This is a genomic window from Teichococcus aerofrigidensis, assembly GCF_054073225.1.
In genome coordinates, this window is sequence record NZ_JBSXMU010000048.1 from 1 (window position 1) to 21,914 (window position 21,914).

The 21,914-nt window shown below is 72.9% G+C and carries 22 protein-coding genes; 17 read left to right on the forward strand and 5 right to left on the reverse strand.

From position 1 onward, the window contains the following. A partial coding sequence (locus tag ACVMLK_RS11775; RefSeq protein WP_457486497.1) for an NAD(P)H-hydrate epimerase occupies positions 1 to 306 on the reverse strand: 306 nt, incomplete at its 3' end. Between the two features lie 219 nt (positions 307 to 525). Here ACVMLK_RS11775 and ACVMLK_RS11780 point away from each other — a divergent pair. From ACVMLK_RS11780 to pcaB, 8 genes are all read left to right on the forward strand, one after another. Beyond that, entirely contained in the window at positions 526 to 1,335 is an 810-nt protein-coding gene (locus ACVMLK_RS11780; protein WP_255528544.1) for an ABC transporter ATP-binding protein, read from the forward strand. Next, entirely contained in the window at positions 1,325 to 2,194 is an 870-nt protein-coding gene (locus tag ACVMLK_RS11785) for an ABC transporter permease (protein WP_198364576.1), read from the forward strand. The genes ACVMLK_RS11780 and ACVMLK_RS11785 overlap by 11 nt, the downstream gene beginning before the upstream one ends. Positions 2,195 to 2,284: 90 nt before the next feature. Further along, on the forward strand, positions 2,285 to 2,893 hold the full coding sequence (locus ACVMLK_RS11790; protein WP_457486498.1) for an NMCC_0638 family (lipo)protein: 609 nt from the start codon (positions 2,285 to 2,287) through the stop codon (positions 2,891 to 2,893). 103 nt (positions 2,894 to 2,996) lie between these two features. Then, positions 2,997 to 4,040 (forward strand): TRAP transporter substrate-binding protein, encoded by a 1,044-nt coding sequence (locus ACVMLK_RS11795; RefSeq protein ID WP_198364574.1) that lies wholly within the window; start codon positions 2,997 to 2,999, stop codon positions 4,038 to 4,040. A gap of 75 nt (positions 4,041 to 4,115) precedes the next feature. Next, a complete protein-coding gene (locus tag ACVMLK_RS11800; protein WP_198364573.1) occupies positions 4,116 to 4,574 on the forward strand; it encodes a TRAP transporter small permease in 459 nt (152 codons plus the stop codon). Positions 4,575 to 4,584: 10 nt separating this feature from the next. Beyond that, entirely contained in the window at positions 4,585 to 5,910 is a 1,326-nt protein-coding gene (locus ACVMLK_RS11805) for a TRAP transporter large permease (RefSeq protein ID WP_457486499.1), read from the forward strand. Positions 5,911 to 5,981: 71 nt separating this feature from the next. Continuing rightward, positions 5,982 to 7,148 (forward strand): bifunctional 3-oxoadipate enol-lactonase/4-carboxymuconolactone decarboxylase PcaDC, encoded by a 1,167-nt coding sequence (gene pcaDC, locus ACVMLK_RS11810; RefSeq protein ID WP_198364571.1) that lies wholly within the window; start codon positions 5,982 to 5,984, stop codon positions 7,146 to 7,148. A gap of 31 nt (positions 7,149 to 7,179) precedes the next feature. Beyond that, positions 7,180 to 8,568, forward strand: a complete 1,389-nt coding sequence (gene pcaB, locus ACVMLK_RS11815; RefSeq protein ID WP_422924629.1) for a 3-carboxy-cis,cis-muconate cycloisomerase — start codon at positions 7,180 to 7,182, stop codon at positions 8,566 to 8,568. Here the strand turns inward: pcaB and epmA are convergent. Next, the gene (gene epmA / locus ACVMLK_RS11820; RefSeq protein WP_457486500.1) at positions 8,550 to 9,650 is read right to left on the reverse strand and encodes an EF-P lysine aminoacylase EpmA; all 1,101 of its coding nucleotides are present in this window, start codon (positions 9,648 to 9,650) and stop codon (positions 8,550 to 8,552) included. The genes pcaB and epmA overlap by 19 nt on opposite strands. Positions 9,651 to 9,687: 37 nt before the next feature. Between epmA and ACVMLK_RS11825 the strand changes: the two genes are divergently transcribed. After that, positions 9,688 to 10,758, forward strand: a complete 1,071-nt coding sequence (locus ACVMLK_RS11825) for a lysine-2,3-aminomutase-like protein (protein ID WP_422924633.1) — start codon at positions 9,688 to 9,690, stop codon at positions 10,756 to 10,758. On the opposite strand, the gene ACVMLK_RS11830 is transcribed toward ACVMLK_RS11825, so the two are convergent. After that, on the reverse strand, positions 10,755 to 11,228 hold the full coding sequence (locus tag ACVMLK_RS11830) for a hypothetical protein (RefSeq protein ID WP_457486501.1): 474 nt from the start codon (positions 11,226 to 11,228) through the stop codon (positions 10,755 to 10,757). The two genes, ACVMLK_RS11825 and ACVMLK_RS11830, sit on opposite strands and share 4 nt — an antisense overlap. Positions 11,229 to 11,251: 23 nt before the next feature. Between ACVMLK_RS11830 and ACVMLK_RS11835 the strand changes: the two genes are divergently transcribed. The 7 genes from ACVMLK_RS11835 to ACVMLK_RS11865 all read left to right on the forward strand — a co-directional run bounded on the left by ACVMLK_RS11835 (position 11,252) and on the right by ACVMLK_RS11865 (position 16,868). Next, complete coding sequence (locus tag ACVMLK_RS11835; protein ID WP_457486502.1) at positions 11,252 to 12,337, forward strand: LLM class flavin-dependent oxidoreductase; 1,086 nt, start codon at positions 11,252 to 11,254, stop codon at positions 12,335 to 12,337. A 105-nt stretch (positions 12,338 to 12,442) separates the two neighbouring features. Continuing rightward, on the forward strand, positions 12,443 to 13,186 hold the full coding sequence (gene lepB / locus ACVMLK_RS11840; protein WP_457486503.1) for a signal peptidase I: 744 nt from the start codon (positions 12,443 to 12,445) through the stop codon (positions 13,184 to 13,186). 6 nt (positions 13,187 to 13,192) lie between these two features. Further along, positions 13,193 to 13,918 (forward strand): ribonuclease III, encoded by a 726-nt coding sequence (gene rnc, locus ACVMLK_RS11845; RefSeq protein WP_198364564.1) that lies wholly within the window; start codon positions 13,193 to 13,195, stop codon positions 13,916 to 13,918. After that, positions 13,915 to 14,892, forward strand: coding sequence for a GTPase Era (gene era, locus ACVMLK_RS11850; RefSeq protein WP_457486504.1), 978 nt, complete (start codon positions 13,915 to 13,917; stop codon positions 14,890 to 14,892). Before rnc ends, era begins: the two co-directional genes overlap by 4 nt. Positions 14,893 to 14,949: 57 nt before the next feature. Further along, complete coding sequence (recO, locus tag ACVMLK_RS11855; RefSeq protein WP_457486505.1) at positions 14,950 to 15,711, forward strand: DNA repair protein RecO; 762 nt, start codon at positions 14,950 to 14,952, stop codon at positions 15,709 to 15,711. Beyond that, positions 15,695 to 16,231, forward strand: a complete 537-nt coding sequence (locus tag ACVMLK_RS11860; protein WP_422924644.1) for a mismatch-specific DNA-glycosylase — start codon at positions 15,695 to 15,697, stop codon at positions 16,229 to 16,231. Before recO ends, ACVMLK_RS11860 begins: the two co-directional genes overlap by 17 nt. Positions 16,232 to 16,301: 70 nt before the next feature. Then, complete coding sequence (locus tag ACVMLK_RS11865; RefSeq protein WP_422924646.1) at positions 16,302 to 16,868, forward strand: DUF1003 domain-containing protein; 567 nt, start codon at positions 16,302 to 16,304, stop codon at positions 16,866 to 16,868. A 15-nt stretch (positions 16,869 to 16,883) separates the two neighbouring features. Here ACVMLK_RS11865 and ACVMLK_RS11870 read toward each other — a convergent pair whose 3' ends face one another. Then, positions 16,884 to 18,302: an Nramp family divalent metal transporter gene (locus tag ACVMLK_RS11870; RefSeq protein ID WP_232476793.1), complete on the reverse strand. Its 1,419-nt coding sequence runs from the start codon at positions 18,300 to 18,302 to the stop codon at positions 16,884 to 16,886. 263 nt (positions 18,303 to 18,565) lie between these two features. Here ACVMLK_RS11870 and parC point away from each other — a divergent pair, with 263 nt between their 5' ends. Then, the gene (gene parC, locus ACVMLK_RS11875) at positions 18,566 to 20,803 is read left to right on the forward strand and encodes a DNA topoisomerase IV subunit A (RefSeq protein ID WP_457486506.1); all 2,238 of its coding nucleotides are present in this window, start codon (positions 18,566 to 18,568) and stop codon (positions 20,801 to 20,803) included. Positions 20,804 to 20,842: 39 nt separating this feature from the next. Here parC and ACVMLK_RS11880 read toward each other — a convergent pair whose 3' ends face one another. Then, positions 20,843 to 21,805, reverse strand: a complete 963-nt coding sequence (locus ACVMLK_RS11880; protein WP_457486507.1) for a Bug family tripartite tricarboxylate transporter substrate binding protein — start codon at positions 21,803 to 21,805, stop codon at positions 20,843 to 20,845. Positions 21,806 to 21,914: the final 109 nt, after the last annotated feature.

The following is a 21,914-nucleotide window of genomic DNA, read 5'->3' on the forward strand; positions in this document are numbered from 1 at the left end:
GGGCAGCACCGGCCCGCGCCATGCGGCGGCGGCGAGCGCCGCGTCGCTGCCTGGTCGGGGTGGCGCGAGCGCGGCCACCGCCACCGGCCAGCCGGCCTGCTCCAGCCGCCGGGCCACGACATAGCCATCGCCGCCATTGTTGCCCGGCCCGGCCAGGACCAGGGTGCGGCAGGGCCGGAAGCGGGCGCGGATGGCCTGGGCGACCGCCTGCCCCGCCGCCTGCATCAGGGCCAAGCCGGACAGGCCCCTGGCGATCGCCGCCGCATCGGCCCGTGCCATCTCCTCCGGGGTCAGCAACTCGTTCATCTCCACGCTCCTCGGCGCCAGGGGAGGGAATGTCGCCCGCCCCGCCCGTCTCCGCGAGAGGGACCGCGATGCCCGGATCGCGGGCGCCCTGCCCCGGGCCCGGGCAGACCAGGGCATGCCCGCCCGCCCGCCCGGCGCGCCGGCATGGCCCGGGGCTTGCTTCCAGGGTCCCCCGGGGCCGGGCTGAAGGCCCCCGAGGATGGAGGCGGGATGGCGGCGATGGAACGCCCATTTGTCGAGATTGACGGGGTCTCCCTGCGCTATGGCGGCGCGGAGGGGACGCTGGCGCTGCGGGATGTCTCGCTCACCGTGGGGCGGGGCGAGTTCGTCGCCGTGGTCGGCCCCTCGGGCTGTGGCAAGTCGACGCTGATGAAGCTGGTCTCCGGCCTCTGGCCCTCCAGCGCCGGCAGCGTCATCGTCGGCGGGCGCGAGGTGGACCGGCCGCTCCCGCTCGTCGGTATGGCCTTCCAGAACCCGACCCTGCTGCCGTGGCGCAGCATCCTGGCCAATGTGATGCTGCCGCTGGAGGTGGTCGAGCCGCACCGCCGCCGCCTCCGCGGCGAGCGCGCCGCCTATGAGGAGAAGGCGCGCCGGCTGCTGGCCATGGTCGGCCTCGCCGGCTTCGAGGCGAAGCACCCCTACCAGCTTTCCGGCGGCATGCAGCAGCGCGCCAGCCTCTGCCGCGCGCTGATCCACGACCCGCAGCTGCTGATGCTGGACGAGCCCTTCGGCGCCCTCGACATCTTCACCCGCGAGGATCTCTGGAGCCAGTTGCAGGGGGTCTGCCTGACGCTGAAGCCCACCGTGATCCTGGTCACGCACGATCTGAAGGAAGCCGTCTACCTGGCCGACCGCGTGCTGGTCATGTCCGGCCGGCCGGGCCGCATCCTGGTCGAGCGGCGCATCCCCTTCCCGCGTCCGCGCAGCCTGGACGACAGCTACAGGCAGGACTTCCAGGACCTGGTGCACGAGTTGCGCGACCACATCAACACCGCCCGCAAGGGGGAGGAACGACCGGATGCCGCCTGAGACCGGACCCTCGGCGGCGCGCGGCGCGGCCAATGCCCGTCGCGTCGAGGCCATGGCCACCGCCGCGCGCCGCCGCCGCCGGCTGCAGCGGCTGCTGCCCTGGCTCGTCATCCTGGGCAGCTTCCTGCTCTGGGAGGCGGTGGTGCGCGGCTTCGCCATCGACGCCTTCATCCTGCCGGCGCCCTCCGCCATCCTGGCCAGCATGATCCAGTGGTGGCAGCCGCTGCTGGAGAACGCCTGGCAGACGCTGATGACGACGCTGATCGGCTTCGGCCTCGCCATCGTCTTCGGCCTGCTGCTCGGTGTCGCCATCGGCAGCTCGGCGCTGCTCTATCATGGGCTCTACCCGCTGCTGATCGGCTTCAACTCGGTGCCCAAGGTGGCGGTGGTGCCGATCCTGGTGATCTGGTTCGGCATCGGCACCGTGCCGGCCATCATCACCGCCTTCCTGATCAGCTTCTTCCCGATCGTGGTGAATGTCGCGACCGGCATCGCCACCGTCGAGCCGGAGCTGCGCGACGTGCTGCGGGCGCTCGGCGCGCGGCGGACCGACATCATCCGCAAGGTCGGCCTGCCGCGCGCGATGCCCTACTTCTTCGCCTCGCTGAAGATCGCCATCACGGTCGCCTTCGTCGGCTCGATCCTGGCCGAGACGGTCGGCTCCAACAGCGGCATCGGCCAGTTGATGATGCTGGCCAGCAGCCGCTTCGACGTGCCGCTGGTCTTCGCCGGGCTGATGGTCACGGCCATCATGGGCGTCGCCATGTACGCCGTCGCCGTGGCGATCGAGGAGCGCACCACCGGATGGGCGATGCGCGGGCAGGCGGACCAGGGCGTTGCCTCCGTCCCCGGAGGCTGAGATGCGGGGCGGCTGAGGCGAGGCGCGGACTGGACGGCGGCGGCGAATCGGGGCCTCCTCTGCCCCCGCCCCGTCATCGCAGGAGATGCCATGCCCCGTTCGACCGTGCTCCTGGCCGCGCCGCTGGCGCTGATGGCGGGCTGCGCGACGGCGCCGGACCCGGGGCGGCCGCCGCCCGGCGCCCCCCCCCCCCCCCCCACGCCTCCGCCACCCTCGCCCGCCCAGGCGCGCCAGGCCGCGGAGACCGCGATCGCCACCTTCGAGGCGGCCTGCCTGGCGGCGGAGGATGCCGCGCGCCGGGAGGCCTGGCTGACCGCCGCGGGCTACCGGGCCGCCCTGGCGGTGCGGAAGGGCCAGGAGGTCGCCACGCCGGGCCGGCAGGTCTGGATCGGCCCCGATCCGGCACAGCCGCTCGCCGTGACGCTGCGGCCCGGCCAGGCCGATTGCGCCGTGCTCTCCCCGCTCGGTGACGCCGCGGCGGCCGGGCAGGCCTTCGATGCCATGATGTCGCGCCACCTCGCCCGCATCGCCGGCGCCGCGACGCGGGAAGAGACGGCGGCGGAGGGCATCCTGCTCCAGCGCAGCTATCGCATCCCGCCGGCCGGGGCCGGGGCGCCGGCGGCCCGCATCGAGCTCTCGGCCCGGCCGGTGGCGGAGGGGCGCCCGGCGCTGCTCATCGCGCTGGATCACCCCGGCTGAGGCGCCTCGCATGGCGAAGCGTCATGGCGCCGGCGGGAACTCTGCTACAGTCGCGGCAGAAGCGGCCGCGCCGCGACACGGCCACAAGGCCAGGAGGGAAAGCATGTCCAAGATCTCGCGCCGCCGGCTTTCGCTCGCGGCCGCCGGCCTGCTGGCGGCACCGGCGCTCCCGCGGCCGGCCCGGGCGCAGGGCGAAACCCTGCGGCTGCACCACTTCCTGCCGCCGGGCTCCAACATCCACCGCAACTTCCTGGCGCCATGGGCCAGGAAGGTCGAGGCGGCGACCGACGGCCAGCTCCGCATCCGGCTCTTTCCCGCCATGCAGCTCGGCGGCGCGCCGCCGCAGCTCTACGACCAGGCGCGCGATGGCGTCGCCGATATCGTCTGGACCCTGCCGGGCTACACGGCCGGGCGTTTCCCGCGCATCGAGGCGCTGGAGCTGCCCTTCGTCGCGGACCGCGGCGGGGTGGCGAATGCCCGCGCCGCCCAGGCTTTCGCCGCGCGGCATCTGGCGCAGGAATTCGGCGAGGTGCATCCGCTCTGCTTCTGGGCGCATGACGCCGGGCTGATCCATTCCCGCACGCCGGTCCGCACCCTGGAGGATCTGCGCGGGCTGAAGCTGCGCTTCCCGACGCGGCAGGCCGGCGAGGCGCTGCGCGTCCTCGGCGCCGCGCCGATCGGCATGCCGGTGCCGCAGGTGCCGGAGGCGCTGACCCAGGGTGTGCTGGACGGCGCCGTGGTGCCGTGGGAGGTGGTGCCGTCGATCAAGCTCCAGGAGCTGGTGAGGAACCACACCGCCTTCCCTGGCAGCCCGACCTTCTATACCGCGACCAACGTGCTGGCCATGAACAAGGCGCGCTACGAGGGTCTGCCGGCCGAGTTGCGGCGCGCGCTTGACGCGCAGTCGGGCGACGCGGCCGCCGCCATGGTCGGCGCCACGCTGGACGAGCAGGCCGTCACCGTCTCCGAGCTGGCGCGCAAGCGCGGCAACACGCTGATCGAGCTGGAACCGGCCGAGGCGGCGCGCTGGCGGGAGGCAACGAAGCCGGTGGTCGAGGCCTGGCTCGCGCAGATGCGCGGACGCGGCATCGACGGCGAGGCGCTGCTCGCCGACGCGCAGGCCCTGTTCCGCCAGTTCGCCAGCTAGGGGCCGCCGCTCCTGTCCACCTCCTGCGAAGCGCCCCGCGCGGCGCGCCAGATCGACGCGGCGGCCGGGTCCCTGATGCTGGCGGGCAGCCTGCTGCTGATCGCCACCGCCCTGCTGACCACCGCCAGCGTGCTGCGCCGGTGGGTGGCGGGCCTGCCCATTCCGGGCGACTTCGAGCTGGTGCAGATGGGCAGCGGCCTGGCCGTCGCCGGCTTCCTCGCCTGGGGCACGCTGCGCCGCAGCCACATCATGGTGGACAGCCTCACCGGCTGGCTGCCGGCCCGGCTGCAGGCCGCCATCGACAGCTTCTGGAACCTGGTCTGGGCGCTGGTCGCCGGACTGCTGGCCTGGCGCATGGCGCTCGGCGCCGCCGACGCCTGGGCCAGCGACACCCGAAGCATGGTGCTCTCCCTGCCGATCTGGTGGGCCATCGCGCTCGGCGCGCTGGGCTTCGGCGTCACCGCCCTCGCCGCCCTGCTCGCCGCCCTCGGACCGGCCGGCCGGACCTCCGCCCCCGTGAGCCCAGCCCTGTGAGCCCCACCCCATGAGCGAGGAGATCCTGCAGGCCGGCGCCGGCTTCGGCGTCCTGCTGCTGCTGATCGCGCTGCGCGCGCCGGTCGGCCTGGCGATGCTGCTGACCGGCGCGCTCGGCTATCAGCATATCCTGGGCTGGGGCGCGCTCGGCAACTACCTCAAGGCCACGCCCTACCACCTCTTCTCCAGCTACACCCTCTCGGTGATCCCGCTCTTCATCCTGATGGGAGCGATCGCCGAGCGGGGCGGGCTGGCGCGCGATCTCTTCATCGCCGCCCAGGCACTGGTCGGCGGCCGGCGCGGCGGGCTGGCCATCGGCGTCATCGGCGCCTGCGCCGCCTTCGGCGCGGTCTGCGGCTCCTCGGTCGCCACCACCGCCACCTTCGGCCGCGCCGCCCTGCCCGAGCTCCGGCGCTACGGCTACGACCCCGGCCTCGCCTGCGGCACCATCGCCGTGGGCGGCACCATGGGCATCCTGATCCCGCCCAGCGTGATCCTGGTGATCTATGCCATCAGCACCGAGCAGAACATCGCCAAGCTGTTCATGGCGGCGCTGCTGCCGGGACTGATGGCGACGCTGTTCTACATCCTGGCGGCGGCGCTGGTGGCGCGGTTCAGGCCCGCCGCCATGCCGGTGGCGCCGCGCCTGGCGCCAGGCGAGCGACGGGCCGCGATGCTTCGCGTCCTGCCGGTGCTGAGCATCGCCGTGGTGGTGGTGGGCGGCATCTATGGCGGCATCTTCACGCCCACCGAGAGCGCCGCCATCGGCGTCGTCGCCACCCTGGCGGTCGCGCTGCTGCGCCGCAGCCTCGCGCCGGCCGAGCTGCTCGGCGCGCTGCGCGGCACGGCGGAGACCACGGCGATGATCTTCGCCATCCTGCTGGGGGCCGAGGTCTTCAACGCCTTCCTGGCGCTGACCCAGGCGCCCGACCTGCTGGCGGAATGGATCGTCGCGCTGGCGCTGCCGCCGCATGGCGTGCTGGCCCTGCTGCTGCTGGCCTATATCGTGCTCGGCGCGGTGATGGACGAGATGGCGATGATCCTGCTCACCCTGCCGGTGTTCTTCCCCATCGTCACCGCGCTCGATTTCGGCCTGACGGCGGAGGAGACGGCGCTCTGGTTCGGCATCCTGGTGCTGGCCGTGGTCGGCATCGGCCTCACCGCGCCGCCCATCGGGCTGAATGTCTTCGTGGTCTCGGGCCTGGCGCGGGACGTGCCGATCCTTCGCATCTATCGCGGAGTGCTGCCCTTCCTGGCGACGGATCTGCTCCGTCTCCTGCTGTGCGTCGCTTTCCCTGGAGTTTCCCTGGCGCTGGTGCGCTGGCTCGGAGGATGATCGCGCTCCAGGCGAGTCAGGCCGTGACCATGCGCCACCGCCAACCTTTTTCATCGGGACAGGATTGAGGCATGTTCGTCCAGATCGGGGACCATCTGGTGCATTGCGTGGTGGAGGGCGAGGCGGAGGCGCCGCCGCTGCTGCTGCTGCATTCCATCGGCACGACGCAGCATGTCTGGGACCCGCAGGCCCCGGCCCTGGCGCGCCGCTTCCGCGTCATCCGCCCCGACATGCGCGGCCATGGGCTGAGCGGGGTCACGCCGGGCGACTACACCATGGCGGGGCTGGCGGGGGATCTCGTGGCGCTGCTCGACGCCCTCGGCATCGAGCGCGCGCATGTCGCCGGCCTGTCGATCGGCGGCCGCATCGCGCAGCAGCTGGCGGCGGACGCGCCGGAGCGCGTGCAGTCGCTGCTGCTCATCGACACCGCGCTGGAATTCCCCGAGCCCTCGCTCTGGCAGCAGCGGATCGACGCCGTGCGCCAGCATGGCACCGAGGCGCTGGTCGAGGCCGTCATGCCGCGCTGGGTGGTGGACCCCACGACACCCTCGGCCCAGGGCCTGCGCCGGATGCTGCTGCGCACCGACCGGATCGGCTATGCCGCGGCGGCGGCGGCGCTGCGCGACGCGCGGGCGGAGGATGTGCGCGGCCGCATCCGCGCGCCGGCCACGGTGATCATGGGCGAGCACGACCCCGCCTCGCCCCTGCCGGCCGCCGAGGCGCTGCGCGACAGCATTCCGGGCGCGCGGCTGGTCGTGCTGCCGGCGGCCAGCCACATCCCGAATTACGAGGCGGCCGAGGGACTGACGGCGGCCATGCTGGCGCATCTCGCGGCGCAGCCGCCGGAAGCCGCCGCCGCCGCCGATCCGCTGGAGGCCGGCATGGCGGTGCGCCGGGCGGTGCTGGGGGAGGCGCATGTCGCCCGCGCCACCGCCGCCGCCACGGCGCTCGACGCACCCTTCCAGGACTACATCGCCCGCAATGTCTGGGGGCAGATCTGGACCCGGCCCGGCCTGCCGCGCCACACGCGCAGCCTGCTGACGCTCGCCATGATGGCGGCCCTCGGCCGCGACGACGAGTTCGCGCTGCATGTCCGCGCGACGCGGCAGACCGGCGTCACGCCGGAGGAGCTGGCGGAGGTCCTGCTGCAACTCGGCGCCTATGCCGGCGTGCCGGCGGCGAACCACGCGCTGAAGCTGGCCAAGGAGACCTATCGCCAGATGGAGGACGCGCCATGACGATATCCGCCGCGCCGAGGGGCCGCCGCTGATGCTCTCGGTCAATCCCGCCGACGGCGTGGTGCTCTCCGTGCTCTACGGCACCGATGCCATGCGCGACATCATCGGCGAGCGCGCCTTCCTGGCCAGGATGCTGGAGGTGGAGGCGGCGCTGGCCCGGGCGCAGGCCGGGCTCGGCATCATCCCCGCCGAGGCCGCCGCGGCGATCGAGGCGGCGGCCGACCTCTCCCGCTTCGATCTCCCCGCCCTGGCCCGCGCCACGCAGAACACCGGCTATCCCGTGGTCGGGCTGGTGAAGCAGCTCTCCGCCCTGGCCGGTGCCGAGGCCGGGCGCTGGACGCACTGGGGCGCCACCACCCAGGACATCATGGACACCGCCGTCGTGCTGCAGCTGCGCGAGGCCTTCGCGCTGATCGGGGCCGACCTGGACCGGCTGATCCGCGCCCTGGCCGGGCAGGCGGAGCGGCACCGCGGCCTGGTGATGGCCGGGCGCACGCACCTGCAGCACGCGCTTCCCGTCACCTTCGGCTACAAATGCGCCATCTGGCTCTCGCCGCTGATCTCGATGCGCGAGCGGTTGGAGCAGTTGCTGCCGCGCGTGCTGAAGGTGCAGTTCGGCGGTGCCGCCGGCACGCTGGCCTCGCTCGGCGAGGACGGCATCCCGGTGGCCGGGGCGCTGGCCGCGCAGCTCCGCCTCGCCCTGCCCGACGCGCCCTGGCACGCGGCGCGGGACGGCATGGCCGAGGCGGTCTGCTTCCTCGGCCTGCTGACCGGCGCGCTGTCCAAGTTCGCCACCGACATCGTGCTGCTGATGCAGACGGAGGTGGCCGAGGTCTTCGAGCCGCACGCGCCGGGCCGCGGCGGCTCCTCCACCATGCCGCAGAAGCGCAACCCGATCGCCTGCGAGTACATCCTCGCCCAGACGCGCGGCGTGCAGGCGCTGGTGCCGCAGATGCTCGGCGCCATGGCGATCGACCAGGAGCGCGGCACCGGCCCCTGGCAGACCGAGCCGCTGGTCCTGCCCCAGGCCTTCACCCTGGCGCATGGCGCGCTGGTTCAGGCCATCACCATCGCCGAGGGGCTGACGGTGGATGCGGAGCGGATGGGCGCCAATCTCGATTCCACCGGCGGCCTGATCGTCGCCGAGGCGGTGATGATGGGCCTGGCGCCGGCCATCGGGCGCGGGGCGGCGCATGACGCGGTGCACCAGGCCTGCGACCTGGCGCTGGCCGAGCGCATCCCGCTGGCCGAGGCCCTGTCACGCGATGCCTGCGTCAGCGCCGCCCTCAGCCGCGCCAGCATTGACCGGCTGACGAACCCGGCGAACTACCTCGGCAGCGCCGATGCCTTCATCGACCGCGTGCTGGCGCGGCTGGAACGGGGCGCTGGCGGCGGCGAGGCTCAGCCGGCCGCCTCGTAGGGCCACCCCCCGAGCGCCAGCGTGTCGCTGACCCGCCCGACGCCCGCCGCCAGCATCGCCAGCCGGTCGAAGCCCAGGGCGATGCCGGCGGTGGGCGGCATGCCGTGGCGCAGCGCCGCCAGGAAGTCCTCGTCCACCGGCCAGCCCTCGCCATAGAGCCGCCGACGCTCGGCGACGTCGCGGGCGAAACGCGCGGCCTGCTCGGTCGGGTCGGTCAGCTCGTCGAAGGCATTGGCCAGTTCGAGGCCGGCGACGAAAAGCTCGAAGCGCAGGGCGACGCGCGGATCGGCCGGGTCGCGCCGCGCCAGCGCCGCCTGCGGCGCCGGCCAGTGGGTCAGGAAGGTGGCGCGGCCGCGCCCGAGATGCGGCTCCACCCGCTCCAGCAGCAGGCGGAAGAACAGGTCCTCCCAGCCTTCCTCGCCGCGCGGAGCGACGCCGATGGCGGCGGCGGCGGCGCGCAGGGCGGCGGCATCCCCCTCGCCCGCCGCATCGAGCGTGGCCAGCAGGTCGAGCCCGCCGCAATGGCGGCGGAAGGCCTCGGCCAGGCTCAGCCGCTCGAAGGGAAGGGACAGGTCGGTGGTCACGCCGCCATGGGAGGCCGTGGGAGGCAGCACCGCCCGCAGATAGGCCTCGGTCTCCGCCATCAGCGGCTCCAGGCCGAAGCCGGGGCGGTACCATTCCAGCATGGTGAATTCCGGCGCGTGGCGCGGCCCGACCTCGCCGTTGCGCCAGACCCGCGCCAGCTCGAAGACCGGCCCGCTCCCGGCCACCAGAAGGCGCTTGATGGCCAGTTCGGGCGAGGTACGGAGCCAGAGGGGATAGCCTCCCTCGCCCAGGATCGGCCGGAACTCGCTGCGGAAGGCGGCCAGGTGCACCTCCATCCCCGGCGCCGGCACCAGGGCGGGCGTCTCCACCTCCCAGTAGCCGCGCGCGGCGAAGAAGGCGCGCGTCTCCGCCACCAGCCGGGCGCGGCGGCGCAGCGCCGGCAGCCGCGCGGCCAGGCTGTCCGGATGCCAGAAGGGATGAGGCGGGGGCGGCGGGCCGGTCCTGCCGGCGCGGGGCTGGGACGCGTCTTCGGGCATTGCGGGCGGGCCTCCTCCGGGCGTAAGCGGCGCGACCATGCCTGACGGGACGCCCCCTTTGAAGCCGCGCACGCTGCGCGACGCCCAGGCCCTGCTCGAGGCCGGGCTGATCACGCCCGCGCAGCTGCCCGGCATCGCCGCCCTGGCCGGGACCTATGCCATCTCGGTCACGCCGGCGGCGCGGGCGCTGATCGACCCCGCGGATCCGGCGGACCCGATCGCCCGGCAATACGTGCCCGACGCCGCCGAGGCCGTCACCCTCCCCTCCGAGCGGAGCGACCCGACCAGCGACGCGCCCTTCACGCCGGTCAAGGGCGTGGTGCACCGCTATCCGGACCGCGCCCTGCTGAAGCCCCTGCTGGCCTGCCCGGTCTATTGCCGCTTCTGCTTCCGGCGCGAGGTGGTGGGACCGGAGGGCGGGCTGCTGTCGGAGGCGGAGCTGGAGGCGGCGCTGGACTGGTTCGCCGCGACGCCGCAGGTGCGCGAGGCCGTGCTCACCGGCGGCGACCCCCTGATGCTGTCGCCCCGGCGCCTGGCGCATATCGTGGCGCGGCTCTCGGCGATCCCGCATCTCGACATCATCCGCCTGCATTCCCGCGTGCCCGTGGCGGCGCCGGAGCGGGTGGGCGAGGCGCTGGTCGCCGCGCTGCAGACGGAGAAGGCGCTGTTCCTCTGCGTGCACGCCAACCACGCGCGGGAATTCGCTCCGCCGGCGCGCGCGGCCCTGCGCCGGCTGGCGCTGGGCGGTGTCGCGCTGCTCGGGCAGAGCGTCCTGCTGCGCGGGGTGAACGACAGCGCGGCGGCGCTGGAGGCCCTGTTCCGCGCCATGCTGGCGGCTCGGGTCAAGCCCTATTACCTGCACCAGCTCGACCGTGCTCCCGGCACGGCGCGCTTCGAGGTGCCGATCGCCGAGGGCCGCGCCCTGCTGCGGGCGCTGCGGGGCCGGCTGACCGGCCTGGCCTGGCCCGCCTATGTGCTGGACCTGCCGGGGGGTGCCGGCAAGGCGCCGCTCGGCCCGGACTTCGCGCGGGCCGAGGGCGAGGACTGGCTGGTCGACGGCCCGCTGGACGGCCGCCCGCGGCGCCATCCGGCCGGCGGTTCGGACTAGCGCCGCGCGGGCGACAGAATCTGCCGCAGTTCCTCGACGGCGGCCGGCGCCTGCTCGGCCAGGAAGCGCATCCCGCCTTCCGAGGGGGTGATGAGCTTCACGCGGCTGTCCTCGGGCGCCGGGCTCTGCAGCAGGTAGCCGCGCGCCACCGCATCGGCCAGGGCGCGGGAGAGGGTCGCCGGGCTCAGGGCGCCGGCGCAATGGGCCTGCAGGTCCTTGTGCGTCAGCCGCTCCCCGCGACTCTGCGCCAGCGCCGCCTCCAGGAAGCACCAGAGCATCTCCGGGCCGCGCACCACCGGGCCGCCCCGCCCCGCCTGGGCGAGCAGGGCGTACTGGCGGCGCAGCACCGCGACATGCGCCGCCACCGCCGCCTCGCTCGCGGCATCGAGGGGGGCTGGCGCGCCGCGATCCCCGGCGGCGCCTCCGCCGGTCTCACCCGGGCCGTGAACGGCCTCCACGCGCCGCCCCATCAGATGCTCCTTCCTTCTCGCCGATGGCGCGCTACGCTGCCGGCATGGCGCTCGCTGTCTCGATCCTGGATCAGTCCACCATCGCCTCCGGCCGCGGCGCCGACGAGGCGATCCGTGAAACCCTCGCCCTGGCCGCCCTGGCGGACCGGCTCGGCTATGCGCGCTACTGGCTGGCCGAGCATCACAACAGCCGCAGCCATGCGGGCGCCGCCCCCGAGATCCTGATCGCCGCCATCGCAGCCACAACACAACGCATCCGTATTGGTTCCGCTGGCGTAATGCTACCGCATTATTCCGCGCTGAAAGTGGCCGAGCAGTTTCGTGTCCTGGAAGCCATCTCTCCCGGCCGCATCGATCTTGGCGTCGGCCGCGCGCCCGGCAGCGACGGGCGCACCGCCTATGCCCTGAATCCCGCCGCCGCGCAGTCCCAGTCCGACCGTTTTCCGGCCCAGGTTCAGGAGCTTATGGGATGGCTGGGCGAAGGGCTGCCGGAGGGGCACCCTTTCGCGAGCGTCATCGCCCAGCCCCGGGGCCCGACCCGGCCGGAGGTCTGGATGCTGGGCAGTTCGGGCTATGGCGCGCAGCTCGCGGCCTGGCTGGGCCTGCCTTATTGTTTCGCATATTTCATCACCGACGGGGCCGGCGCCGCCGAGGCGATGGCGCTCTACCGCGAGAGCTTCCGCCCCGAATCGGGCCGGCTGCCGGCGCCGCACGCCGCCCTCGCCGTGGTCGCCCTCTGCGCCGGGACGGAGGCGGAGGCGGAGCGGCTCTTCTCCTCCCGCGCCCTCTGGCGCCTGTCGCGGGACCGCGGCATCTACCCCGCCCTGCCGAGCCCGGAGGCGGCGGTGGCGCATCCCTACACGCCCGCCGAGCGGGAGAAGCTCTCGCGCATGCGCGAGAGCGCGATCATCGGCACGCCGGAACAGGTGCGGGCGCGGCTCGAGGCGCTGGCGGCGGAGCTCGGCGCCGCCGAGGTCGCGGTGCTGACGCCGGTGCACGATCCCGAGGCGCGGCGCCGGTCGGTCACGCTGCTGGCCGAGGCCTTCGGCCTGCCCCGGCGGGAAGCCGGCGCCGCCCCCCCTGCCCCCTCCGCGCCGGCCGTTCCTTGACAGCCCGGCCCGCGCCGGGCTCTACCCCTGCACGCCGCCGCGGCGGAGGGCGTGGCGGATGTCGTGCGACCTCTCGCAACCCTCCCGGACGACCGAAGAGCAGTGATGACGAAGACGACGGGCGGCTGGCTCGAAAGCATCAAGACCGTGGTCTACGCGGTCCTCATCGCCGTCGGCATCCGTACCGTGGCCTTCGAGCCCTTCAACATTCCCTCCGGCAGCATGATCCCGACGCTGCAGGTGGGCGACTACCTCTTCGTCTCGAAATACGCCTACGGCTATTCCAGGCACTCGATCCCGTTCAGCCCGAACCTCTTCGAGGGCCGCATCCTCGGCGCCCTGCCGAAGCGCGGCGATGTCGCCGTCTTCAAGTACCCGCGCGACAACAGCACCGATTACATCAAGCGCATCGTCGGGCTGCCGGGCGACCGCATCCAGATGCGCGGCGGCCGGCTGTTCCTGAACGGGCAGGAGGTGCCGCGCGAGTCCCTCGGCCCCTACACGGTCGAGGGCGACGGCCCGCGCATGACGGTGCGGCGCTACCGGGAGACCCTGCCGCGCAATGGCGGCACTCGGCAGCACGAGATCCTGGAGGCCATGGATGACGGACCCTACGACAACACGCAGGAGTTTCTCGTCCCCCCCGGGCATGTCTTCGCCATGGGCGACAATCGCGACAACAGCCTCGACAGCCGCGAGATGAACGCCGTGGGCTTCGTGCCGCTGGAGAACCTGGTCGGCCGCGCCGAGATGATCTTCTTCAGCGTCGACGGCTCGGCCGCCTGGTACGAGGTCTGGAACTGGCCCTCCGCCATCCGCTGGTCGCGGCTCTTCTCGGGAGTGAACTGACGGCGCATGACCCAGGCTGCGGGACAGGGGGCCAAGGCCGGCTTCATGGCGCGGATCGGGCATCGCTTCGCCGATCCCCGCCTGCTGGAACAGGCGCTGACGCATCGCTCGGCCGCCGATCCGCGGCGCGGCATGCTCGATTCCAACGAGCGCCTCGAGTTCCTCGGCGACCGGGTGCTGGCCCTCGTCATGGCGGAATGGCTGGCCGAGCGCTTCCCCCGCGAGCGCGAGGGCGCGCTCGGCAAGCGCCTCTCCGTCCTGGTGGCGGCGGAGAGCCTGGCCAAGGTGGGCGAGGCCATCGGCCTGCCCGCCGCGCTGCGCATCCCCCCCGCCGAGGGGCGCACCGGCTTGCGCGGCCGCCACACCGTCATCGCCGATGCCACCGAGGCGCTGATCGGCGCGCTCTACCTGGATGGCGGCCTGCCGCCGGCGCGCGACTTCGTCCGCCGTGAATGGGCTGCCTTCATGGAGGCCGACCCCACGCCGCCGATGTCGGCCAAGAGCCGCCTGCAGGAGCATACGCTGGGCCGCGCCGAGGGCCTGCCGGAGTACCGGCTGGTCAGCACCGCCGGGCCCTCCCATATGCCGGTCTTCACCGTCTCCGTGACCGCCGGCGGGCGCGTGGCCGAGGGGGTGGGCGAATCGAAACGCGCGGCCGAGCAGGCCGCCGCCGAGGCCTGGCTGGCCCGGCTGGACAGGTCGGAGGCCGGCAAGCCCGGCGGCAAGGCATGAGCGACAGCAGCGAGCACGGCCCTCCCCCGCAGGACGCCGCCCCAGAGCGGACGCAGCCAGGGCAGACGCAGCCGGAGCCGGGGCAGACGCGCTGCGGCCTGGTCGCCGTGGTGGGCGCGCCGAATGCCGGCAAGTCCACCCTGGTCAACCGGCTGGCCGGCACCAAGGTGAGCATCGTCTCGCCCAAGCCGCAGACCACGCGCTTCCGCATCCGCGCCGTGGTGATGCGCGGCCAGACGCAGATCGTGCTGACCGACACGCCGGGCATCTTCGCCCCGCGCCGCCGGCTCGACCGCGCCATGGTCGCCGCCGCCTGGGAGGGCGCCCAGGACGCCGACCTGGCCCTGCTGATCGTCGACAGCCGCGCCGGCATGACCGAGGCGGTGCAGTCGATCGTCTCGGTCCTCAAGCGCTCGCGCGTGCCGATCTGGCTGGTGCTGAACAAGTCCGACCTGATCGACACCAAGCGCCTGCTGCCGCTGACGGCCAGCCTGAACGAGCAGCTCTCCTTCGAGGAGACGCTGATGGTCAGCGCCGAGAGCGGCGACGGGCTGGACCGCCTGCTGGAGATGCTCGCTTCCCGCCTGCCCTACGGCCCCTGGCTCTTCCCCGAGGACGAGCTTTCCGATCTGCCGGAACGCATGCTGGCGGCCGAGATCGTGCGCGAGCAGATCCTGCGGCTGACGCATGAGGAGGTGCCGCACCATGCCACGGTCGAGACCGAGCAGTGGCAGGAACGGCGCGACGGCTCGGTCCGGATCGACTGCACCATCTATGTCGGCCGCGCCTCGCAGAAGGCCATCCTGATCGGCGACGGCGGGACCAAGGTGAAGGATATCGGCCAGCGCGCCCGCGCCGAGCTGGAGCGGCTGCTGGAGCGCCGGGTCCATCTCTTCCTGAACGTCAAGGAGCGCCAGGGCTGGGACGAGGAGCGCGCCCGACTGCGCGCCATCGGCCTGGACGACGCCGGCTGAGGCGGCGGCGTGATCCCGGGCGCCGGGCCGGGGCTGCCGGCCACCCCTCTCTAGGCCATGGAATGGCAGGCGCCCGCCATCGTGCTGGAAGCCCGCCCGCATGGCGAGGGCGGCGCCGTCGTCTCGGTGCTGACCGAGCGACACGGGCGCCATGCCGGCCTGGCCAAGGGCGGCACCTCGCGGGCCCAGGCCGGGCTGTGGCAGCCGGGCAACCTGGTCGAGGTGCGCTGGGTCGGGCGGCTGGCCGAGCAGCTGGGCGCCCTCAGCGGCGAGATGGTGCACCCCACCGCCGCCCTGGCGCTGGACGATCCGCTCGCCCTGGCCCTGCTGAATTCCGCCTGCGCGCTGGCCGCCGAGGCCCTGCCGGAACGCGAGCCGCAGCCGCGCGTCTTCTCCGGCCTGCTGACCCTGATGGCCCATCTCGGCCGCGGCGCGGCGGCCTCGGTCGCTGACTACATCCGCTGGGAGGCCCTGCTGCTGGACGCGCTGGGCTATGGCCTCGACCTCGACGCCTGCGCCGTGACCGGCGGGGCGGAGGATCTGGCCTTCGTCTCGCCCCGCAGCGGCCGGGCGGTGAGCGCCGGGGCGGCCGGGCCGTATCGCGACCGGCTGCTGCCCCTGCCGCTCTTCCTGCGCGGCGGGCAGGATGAGCGCGACCCGGCGCAGTGGCTGGCCGGGCTGCGCCTGACCGGCCATTTCCTGGCCCGCGACGCCTTCGGCGCCCGGCACCGCCCCCTGCCCCCGGCGCGGCAGCGGCTGGAGGCGCGCATCGCCACCCTGCTGCCGCCCGGCCTCCCGGACGATGCCCCGCCCGGCTGAGCCGATCCTGCCGGATCTGTTGCGGCCCGGCCTGCGGCTGGTCTTCTGCGGCTCGGCGCCCGGCGCGGTCTCGGCGGCCCGCGGCGCCTATTACGCGCATCCGGGCAACCGCTTCTGGCCAGTGCTGCAGGCGGCCGGGCTGACGCCGCGCCGCCTGGCGCCGGCGGAGTATCCGCTGCTGCTGGACTACGGCATCGGCCTGACGGACATGGCCAAGCACGCCGCCGGCAACGATGCCGAGCTGCCGCGCGATGCCTATGACCCCGAGGGCTTCGCGGCGCGCATCCGCGCCGTTCGCCCGGCCATGCTGGCCTTCACCGCCAAGGCGCCGGCGGCCGCCTTCCTGCGCCGCCCGACCGCCGCCCTGGCCTATGGGCGGGTGGAAGGGCCGGCCGACTTCCCGCCGGTCTGGGTCCTGCCCTCCACCTCCGGCCAGGCCAGCCGCTTCTGGGATGTGCGGCCCTGGATGGCGCTCGGGGCCTGGTTCCGGGAGCGGCCGCCGGGTGGCGCGGCCCCCTGACCACGGCCCATACTGTCCGGCCCACGAGCCGCTCCCCGGTCCGCGCCGCCGTAGCCGAGATCCCCCGCCCATGCAGAACCAGCCGCATCCCGACTTCGCCACCGCCGCCCGGCGCTGGTTCGGCGCCAGCCACACCCTGGGCGACGCGGAGCAGCGCGCGCTGAGCCATGCGCTGGCGCGGCGGCCGGTCAGCCGCGACACCAACGAGGCCTTCTCCGGCCGGCTCAGCCTGGGCGACCGGCTGGCGGACCGGGTGGCGGCCTTCGGCGGTTCCTGGAGCTTCATCCTGGGCTGCACGGCGGCGCTGGCGTGCTGGGTCGTGGTGAATGGCTGGGCGCTGGTCCACCCCTTCGACCCCTACCCCTTCATCTTCCTGAACCTGCTGCTCTCGATGGTGGCCGCGCTGCAGGCGCCGATCATCATGATGAGCCAGAACCGGCAGGCCGCGAAGGACCGGCTGGACGCCACGCATGACTACGAGGTCAATCTCAAGGCGGAGATCGAGATCATGGCGCTGCACGAGAAGCTCGACCGCATGCGGTCCGAGCAGATCACCGCCCTGCTGGCCCAGCAGGAGCGGCAGATCGCGTTGCTGACACGCCTGCTGGCCGAGCGCGGGGGCGGCGCGCCCGGCTGAGGCGCGCGCGCCGGCTCAGAACGCGCCGAAGACGTTCAGCATGGTGTAGAGGCCGAGCAGCACGATGGCGATGCTGCTGACCACCAGCAGGGCGTTGAAGACCGGGCTGCCGTAGAGCGCCGGGTCGGTCTCGGTCCGCCGCAGGTGCCAGACGGCGACCACCACGGCCAGCAGGAAGATGCCGGTGGCGACGCCGCCGATCTGCACCATCAGCACCGGCGAGCGCATGAAGAGATAGGCGAGTCCCCAGACCACCGGCAGGCCGATGGTGAAGCCGCGGATCCAGCGCAGCCGCTGCCGGCTGTCCTGCCAGTCCAGCACGTCCATCACCGCCAGCAGGTTGGTGTACATCCGGGCCCAGCTCGGGATGGCGGCCCAGAGGGTGGAGCCCAGCACCACCACGGCGCCGACCAGGAAGAGCAGCCCCGCCCATTCGCCCAGCGTGTCGGTGTACATGCGGGTGAGCGCGGTGATCATCTCGTTGCCCCGCGGCACGATCCCCTGCGGATGCAGCACCGCGGCGCCCATGACGAAGAAGGCGATGGTGCCGAAGGTGTAGATGACCCAGGAGAGGAAGGCATCCTTGTACATCACCGCGATCCAGCCCCGGGCGCGGCGGCGCCAGGCCTCGCTGCCGTCGTTCGGGCCGACATAGCGGGCATAGCCCTTCTCGACGCACCAGTAGGTGTAGAAGGTCAGCTCATCCGCGCCCACGCCGGTGATGCCGAACATGGCGATGGCGGCGCCGATCGCGCCCGCCGGGATGGCCAGGGACAGGCCGCTGGCGATGTCCTCCATCGAATAGGCGTAGGGCGTGAAGGGCAGGCCCAGGGCGATGCCGATGGTGATGAAGGAGAAGACCACCACCAGCAGCCCGGCGCCGTGCTCGATGCGGCTGTACTTGCTGGAATAGAGCAGCGCGATGCTGCCGAGGACGATGATCACCGTCCAGAGGCCGAGGGACGTCCCGCTCATCGGATCGCCGCCGATCGGCAGCATGATGCTCATCGCCAGCGCCACGCCGCCGACCACGCCGCCCATCTGCAGGACCTTGGACAGCGCCATGAGCGCCCAGAGCAGATTGATCCAGCTCAGCTTCCCGAGATGCGGGCCGACCTTGTTGTAGCCCGTCAGCGCCGGCTGGCCGGTGGAGATGGTCCAGCGCGCCAGCTCGATCTGCACCGCCACCTTCACGAAGGTGGAGAAGATCACCATCCAGAGCAGCGCGAAACCGACCGTGGCGCCGAGCGTGGTGGTGACGATCAGCTCGCCCGATCCGACGATGGAGGCACTCAGGATCAGGCCGGGGCCGAGATGCCGCAGCGAGTGCTTCCAGCCGACCGGTGGTTCACGAATGCCTTCGGGTGTCAGGCAATAGGGGTCCTCGGCATCCACCCGGTCGCGAGGGGTGGCTACGGGGTTGTCGGCATTCAAAGGCGCATCCTCCCGGATCATTCAGACGAGGGGCGGCCTGTTCGTGGTCTTGGGCCCCTCTTCTTCCCTATGGCCGGAAGCACGCCACCGGTCAGCCCCACCCGAACCCTCGCTCTCGTGTTTGTGAGCGGCGGGCGGCGAGGAGGATCGCGTCTGGTGGCCGGCATATGTTCGGCTTATGTTCTGTTCCGGCCATTCGCCCCTTCCGCCAGACCGCGCACTGCGCTAGCCCGGGGCGGCCGCGACCGCCCGGAGGATTGCCCATGCCCGACGACCTGAACACCTTGCCCGAAGGCGGCGACGTCCGGCCCACCAACCTCTCCGCCGCCCTCTCCGAGCGCTACCTGGCCTATGCCATGTCCACCATCACGGCGCGCTCCCTGCCGGATGTGCGGGACGGGCTGAAGCCGGTGCACCGCAGGCTGCTCTGGGCCATGCACCAATTGAAGCTGGACCCCGCGGCGGGCTTCAAGAAATGCGCCCGCATCGTCGGCGACGTCATGGGCAAGTACCACCCGCATGGCGACGCCGCGATCTACGACGCCATGGTCCGGCTGGCGCAGGAATTCGCGGCCCGCTACCCGCTGGTCGAGGGCCAGGGGAATTTCGGCAATATCGACGGCGATAACGCCGCGGCCATGCGCTACACCGAGGCCCGCCTCACCGCCATCGCCAGCGCCATGCTGGAGGGCATCGAGGAGAACGCGGTCGACTTCCGCGCCACCTATGACGGCGAGGAGCGGGAGCCGGTCGTGCTGCCCGCCGCCTTCCCCAACCTGCTGGCCAATGGCGCCAATGGCATCGCCGTCGGCATGGCGACCTCGATCCCGCCGCACAATGCGGGCGAGCTCTGCGCCGCCGCGCTGGCGCTGATCGCCGATCCGGCGGCCGGGGTGGACGAGCTGCTGCGGCACATGCCGGGCCCGGATTTTCCCACCGGCGGCGTGCTGGTCGAGAGCGCCGAGGCGGTGCGCGAGGCCTATGCCACCGGCCGCGGCGGCTTCCGCGTCCGTGCCCGCTGGGAGCGCGAGGCGCTGAGGAACGGCGCCTGGCAGATCGTCGTCAGCGAGATCCCCTACCAGGTGGCGAAGTCGCGGCTGATCGAGCAGATCGCGCAGCTTATGGAGGAGAAGAAGCTCCCCCTGCTCGGCGACATCCGCGACGAGAGCACTGATATCGTCCGCATCGTGCTGGAGCCCAAGAGCCGCGCGGCCGATCCCGCCGTGCTGATGGAGACGCTGTTCCGCGCGACGCCGCTGGAATCCCGCGTCTCGCTCAACATGAACGTGCTGGATGCGAGCCGCACACCGCGCGTCATGGGCCTGCGCGAGGTGCTGCGCTGCTGGCTCGACCACCGGCACGAGGTGCTGGTGCGGCGCAGCCAGCACCGGCTGGACGCCATCGCCCGCCGGCTGGAGATCCTCGACGGCTACCTCATCGCCTATCTGAACCTCGATGAGGTGATCCGCATCATCCGTGAGGAGGACCATCCGAAGCCGGTGCTGATCTCGACCTTCGGCCTGACCGACGTGCAGGCCGAGGCGATCCTCAACATGCGGCTGCGCAGCCTGCGCAAGCTGGAGGAGATGGAGATCCGCAAGGAGCACAAGAAGCTCACCGCCGAGCAGAAGTCGCTCCAGTCCCTGCTGGGCAGCGAGAAGCTGCGCTGGAAGCGGATCGCCGACGAGATCGCCGAGACGCGCCGCCGCTTCGGCGAGGAGACGGAGGCCGGCCGCCGCCGCACCGCCATCGACGCCGCCCCCGCCGCCGTGGTCATCGACGAGCGCGCCTTCGTCGAGCGCGAGCCGATCACCGTCATCCTGTCGCAGAAAGGCTGGATCCGCGCGCTGAAGGGCCATGTGCCGATGGAGACGGAGCACAAGTTCAAGGAGGGCGACGGGCTGCGCATCGCGCTGCATGCCGAGACCACCGACCGGCTCTGCCTCTTCGCCACCAACGGCAAGTGCTTCACGCTGAAGGCCGACGCGCTGCCGCGCGGACGCGGCGACGGCCAGCCGGTGCGGCTGATGGTGGACCTGACGAACGAGGATGACGTGGTCGACCTGTTCGTCTGGAAGGAGGGACGGAAGTTCCTGCTGGCGGCGACGGACGGGCGCGGCTTCGTGGTCCGCAGCGACGACCTGCTGGCCGAGAAGCGCACCGGCAAGCAGGTGCTGCTGGTCGATCCGCCGGCCGAGGCCGCCGCCTGCGTGCCGGCCGAGGGCGACAGCGTCGCCATCATCGGCGAGAACCGCAAGCTGCTGGTCTTCCCGCTGGAGCAGGTGCCGGAGATGATGCGCGGCCGCGGCGTGGCGCTGCAGGGCTATCGCGATGGCGGCCTGGCCGATGTGAAGGTCTTCACCGCCACGGCCGGCCTGACATGGCGCATCGGCGAGCGGGTGCGGCTGGAGACCGACCTGACCACCTGGCGCGGCAACCGCGCCGGGGCCGGCAAGCAGCCGCCGAACGGCTTTCCGCGCAACAACCGCTTCGGCGGGTAGGCCCGCCCCGCCCGCTCCGGTGCCTACCGCCGCGCGCGCTCAGGAGGGGGTGAGGTTGGCCTGGCGGATGACCTCGGCATAGATCGCCGTGTCGCGCCGGATGCGTGCCGCCAGATCGGCGCCGCCCTGGGCCAGCACGTCCAGCCCGATCGCCCTCATGCGTTCGCGCGCCTCGGGCCGCCCGATGCTCCGCAGCAGCGCGTCGGACAGCGCCGCCCTGGTCTCCGGGTTGGCCCCGGCCGGCATCACCACGCCGTAGAAGGTGTCGTTCACCAGCTGCGGCCAGCCGAGCTCGGCCATGGTCGGCAGGTCGGCGAGCAAGGGGTGCCGACCAGGGGACACGACGCCCAGCGCCACCAGCCTGCCGTCACGCACCGCCTCCAGCACGTCGGGCAGGTTGCCGAAGGTGTAGTCCACGCGGCCGCTCAGCAGGTCCGTCAGCATGGGCGCGACGCCGCGATAGGGGACATGCTCGGCATTCAACTCCGCGAGCTGCTTGAGATGCTCGAGGCCCATGTGCTGGCTGGTGCCGTTGCCATTGCTGCCGAAGGAGAGGCCGACGCCCGGCTGCCGCGCCTTGGCGAGGAAGCTCGCGAAGTCCGGCGCCACCGAGGGATGGCAGACCAGCACATGCGGCGTGCCGACCAGCAGCGCCAACGGATCGAAGTCCGCTGAGGCGTCATAGGGCCGGGGCCGGTGCAGGGTCTGGTTCACGGTGAAGCTGTTGGCGACCATCAGCAGGGTCTGCCCGTCAGGCGGCAGGACCTTCACCGCCTGCACCGCCAGCAGCGTGCCGGCGCCCGGCCGGTTCTCGACGACGAAGCTCTGCCCGAGCAGAGGGCCGGCCGCGTCCGCCGTCAGGCGGCCGACGAGATCGATGGCCGAGCCCGGCGGGAAGGGCACGACATAGCGGATGGGCGCCGCCGGTCTCCAGCCCGAGGGTTGCGCGAGGGCGGGCATGGCCAGAAGGCCACCCAGGGCCAGGAGCGGGCGACGGCGCATCCATTCGGTCCTTCGACAGGGAGACGGTGCGATGCCCTGTGCAAGCCGCGTGCCACGGCGCGCGGCCGCTCTGGCCCAGGCTTTGCAGAGTCCACCCGACCGCGGCGCC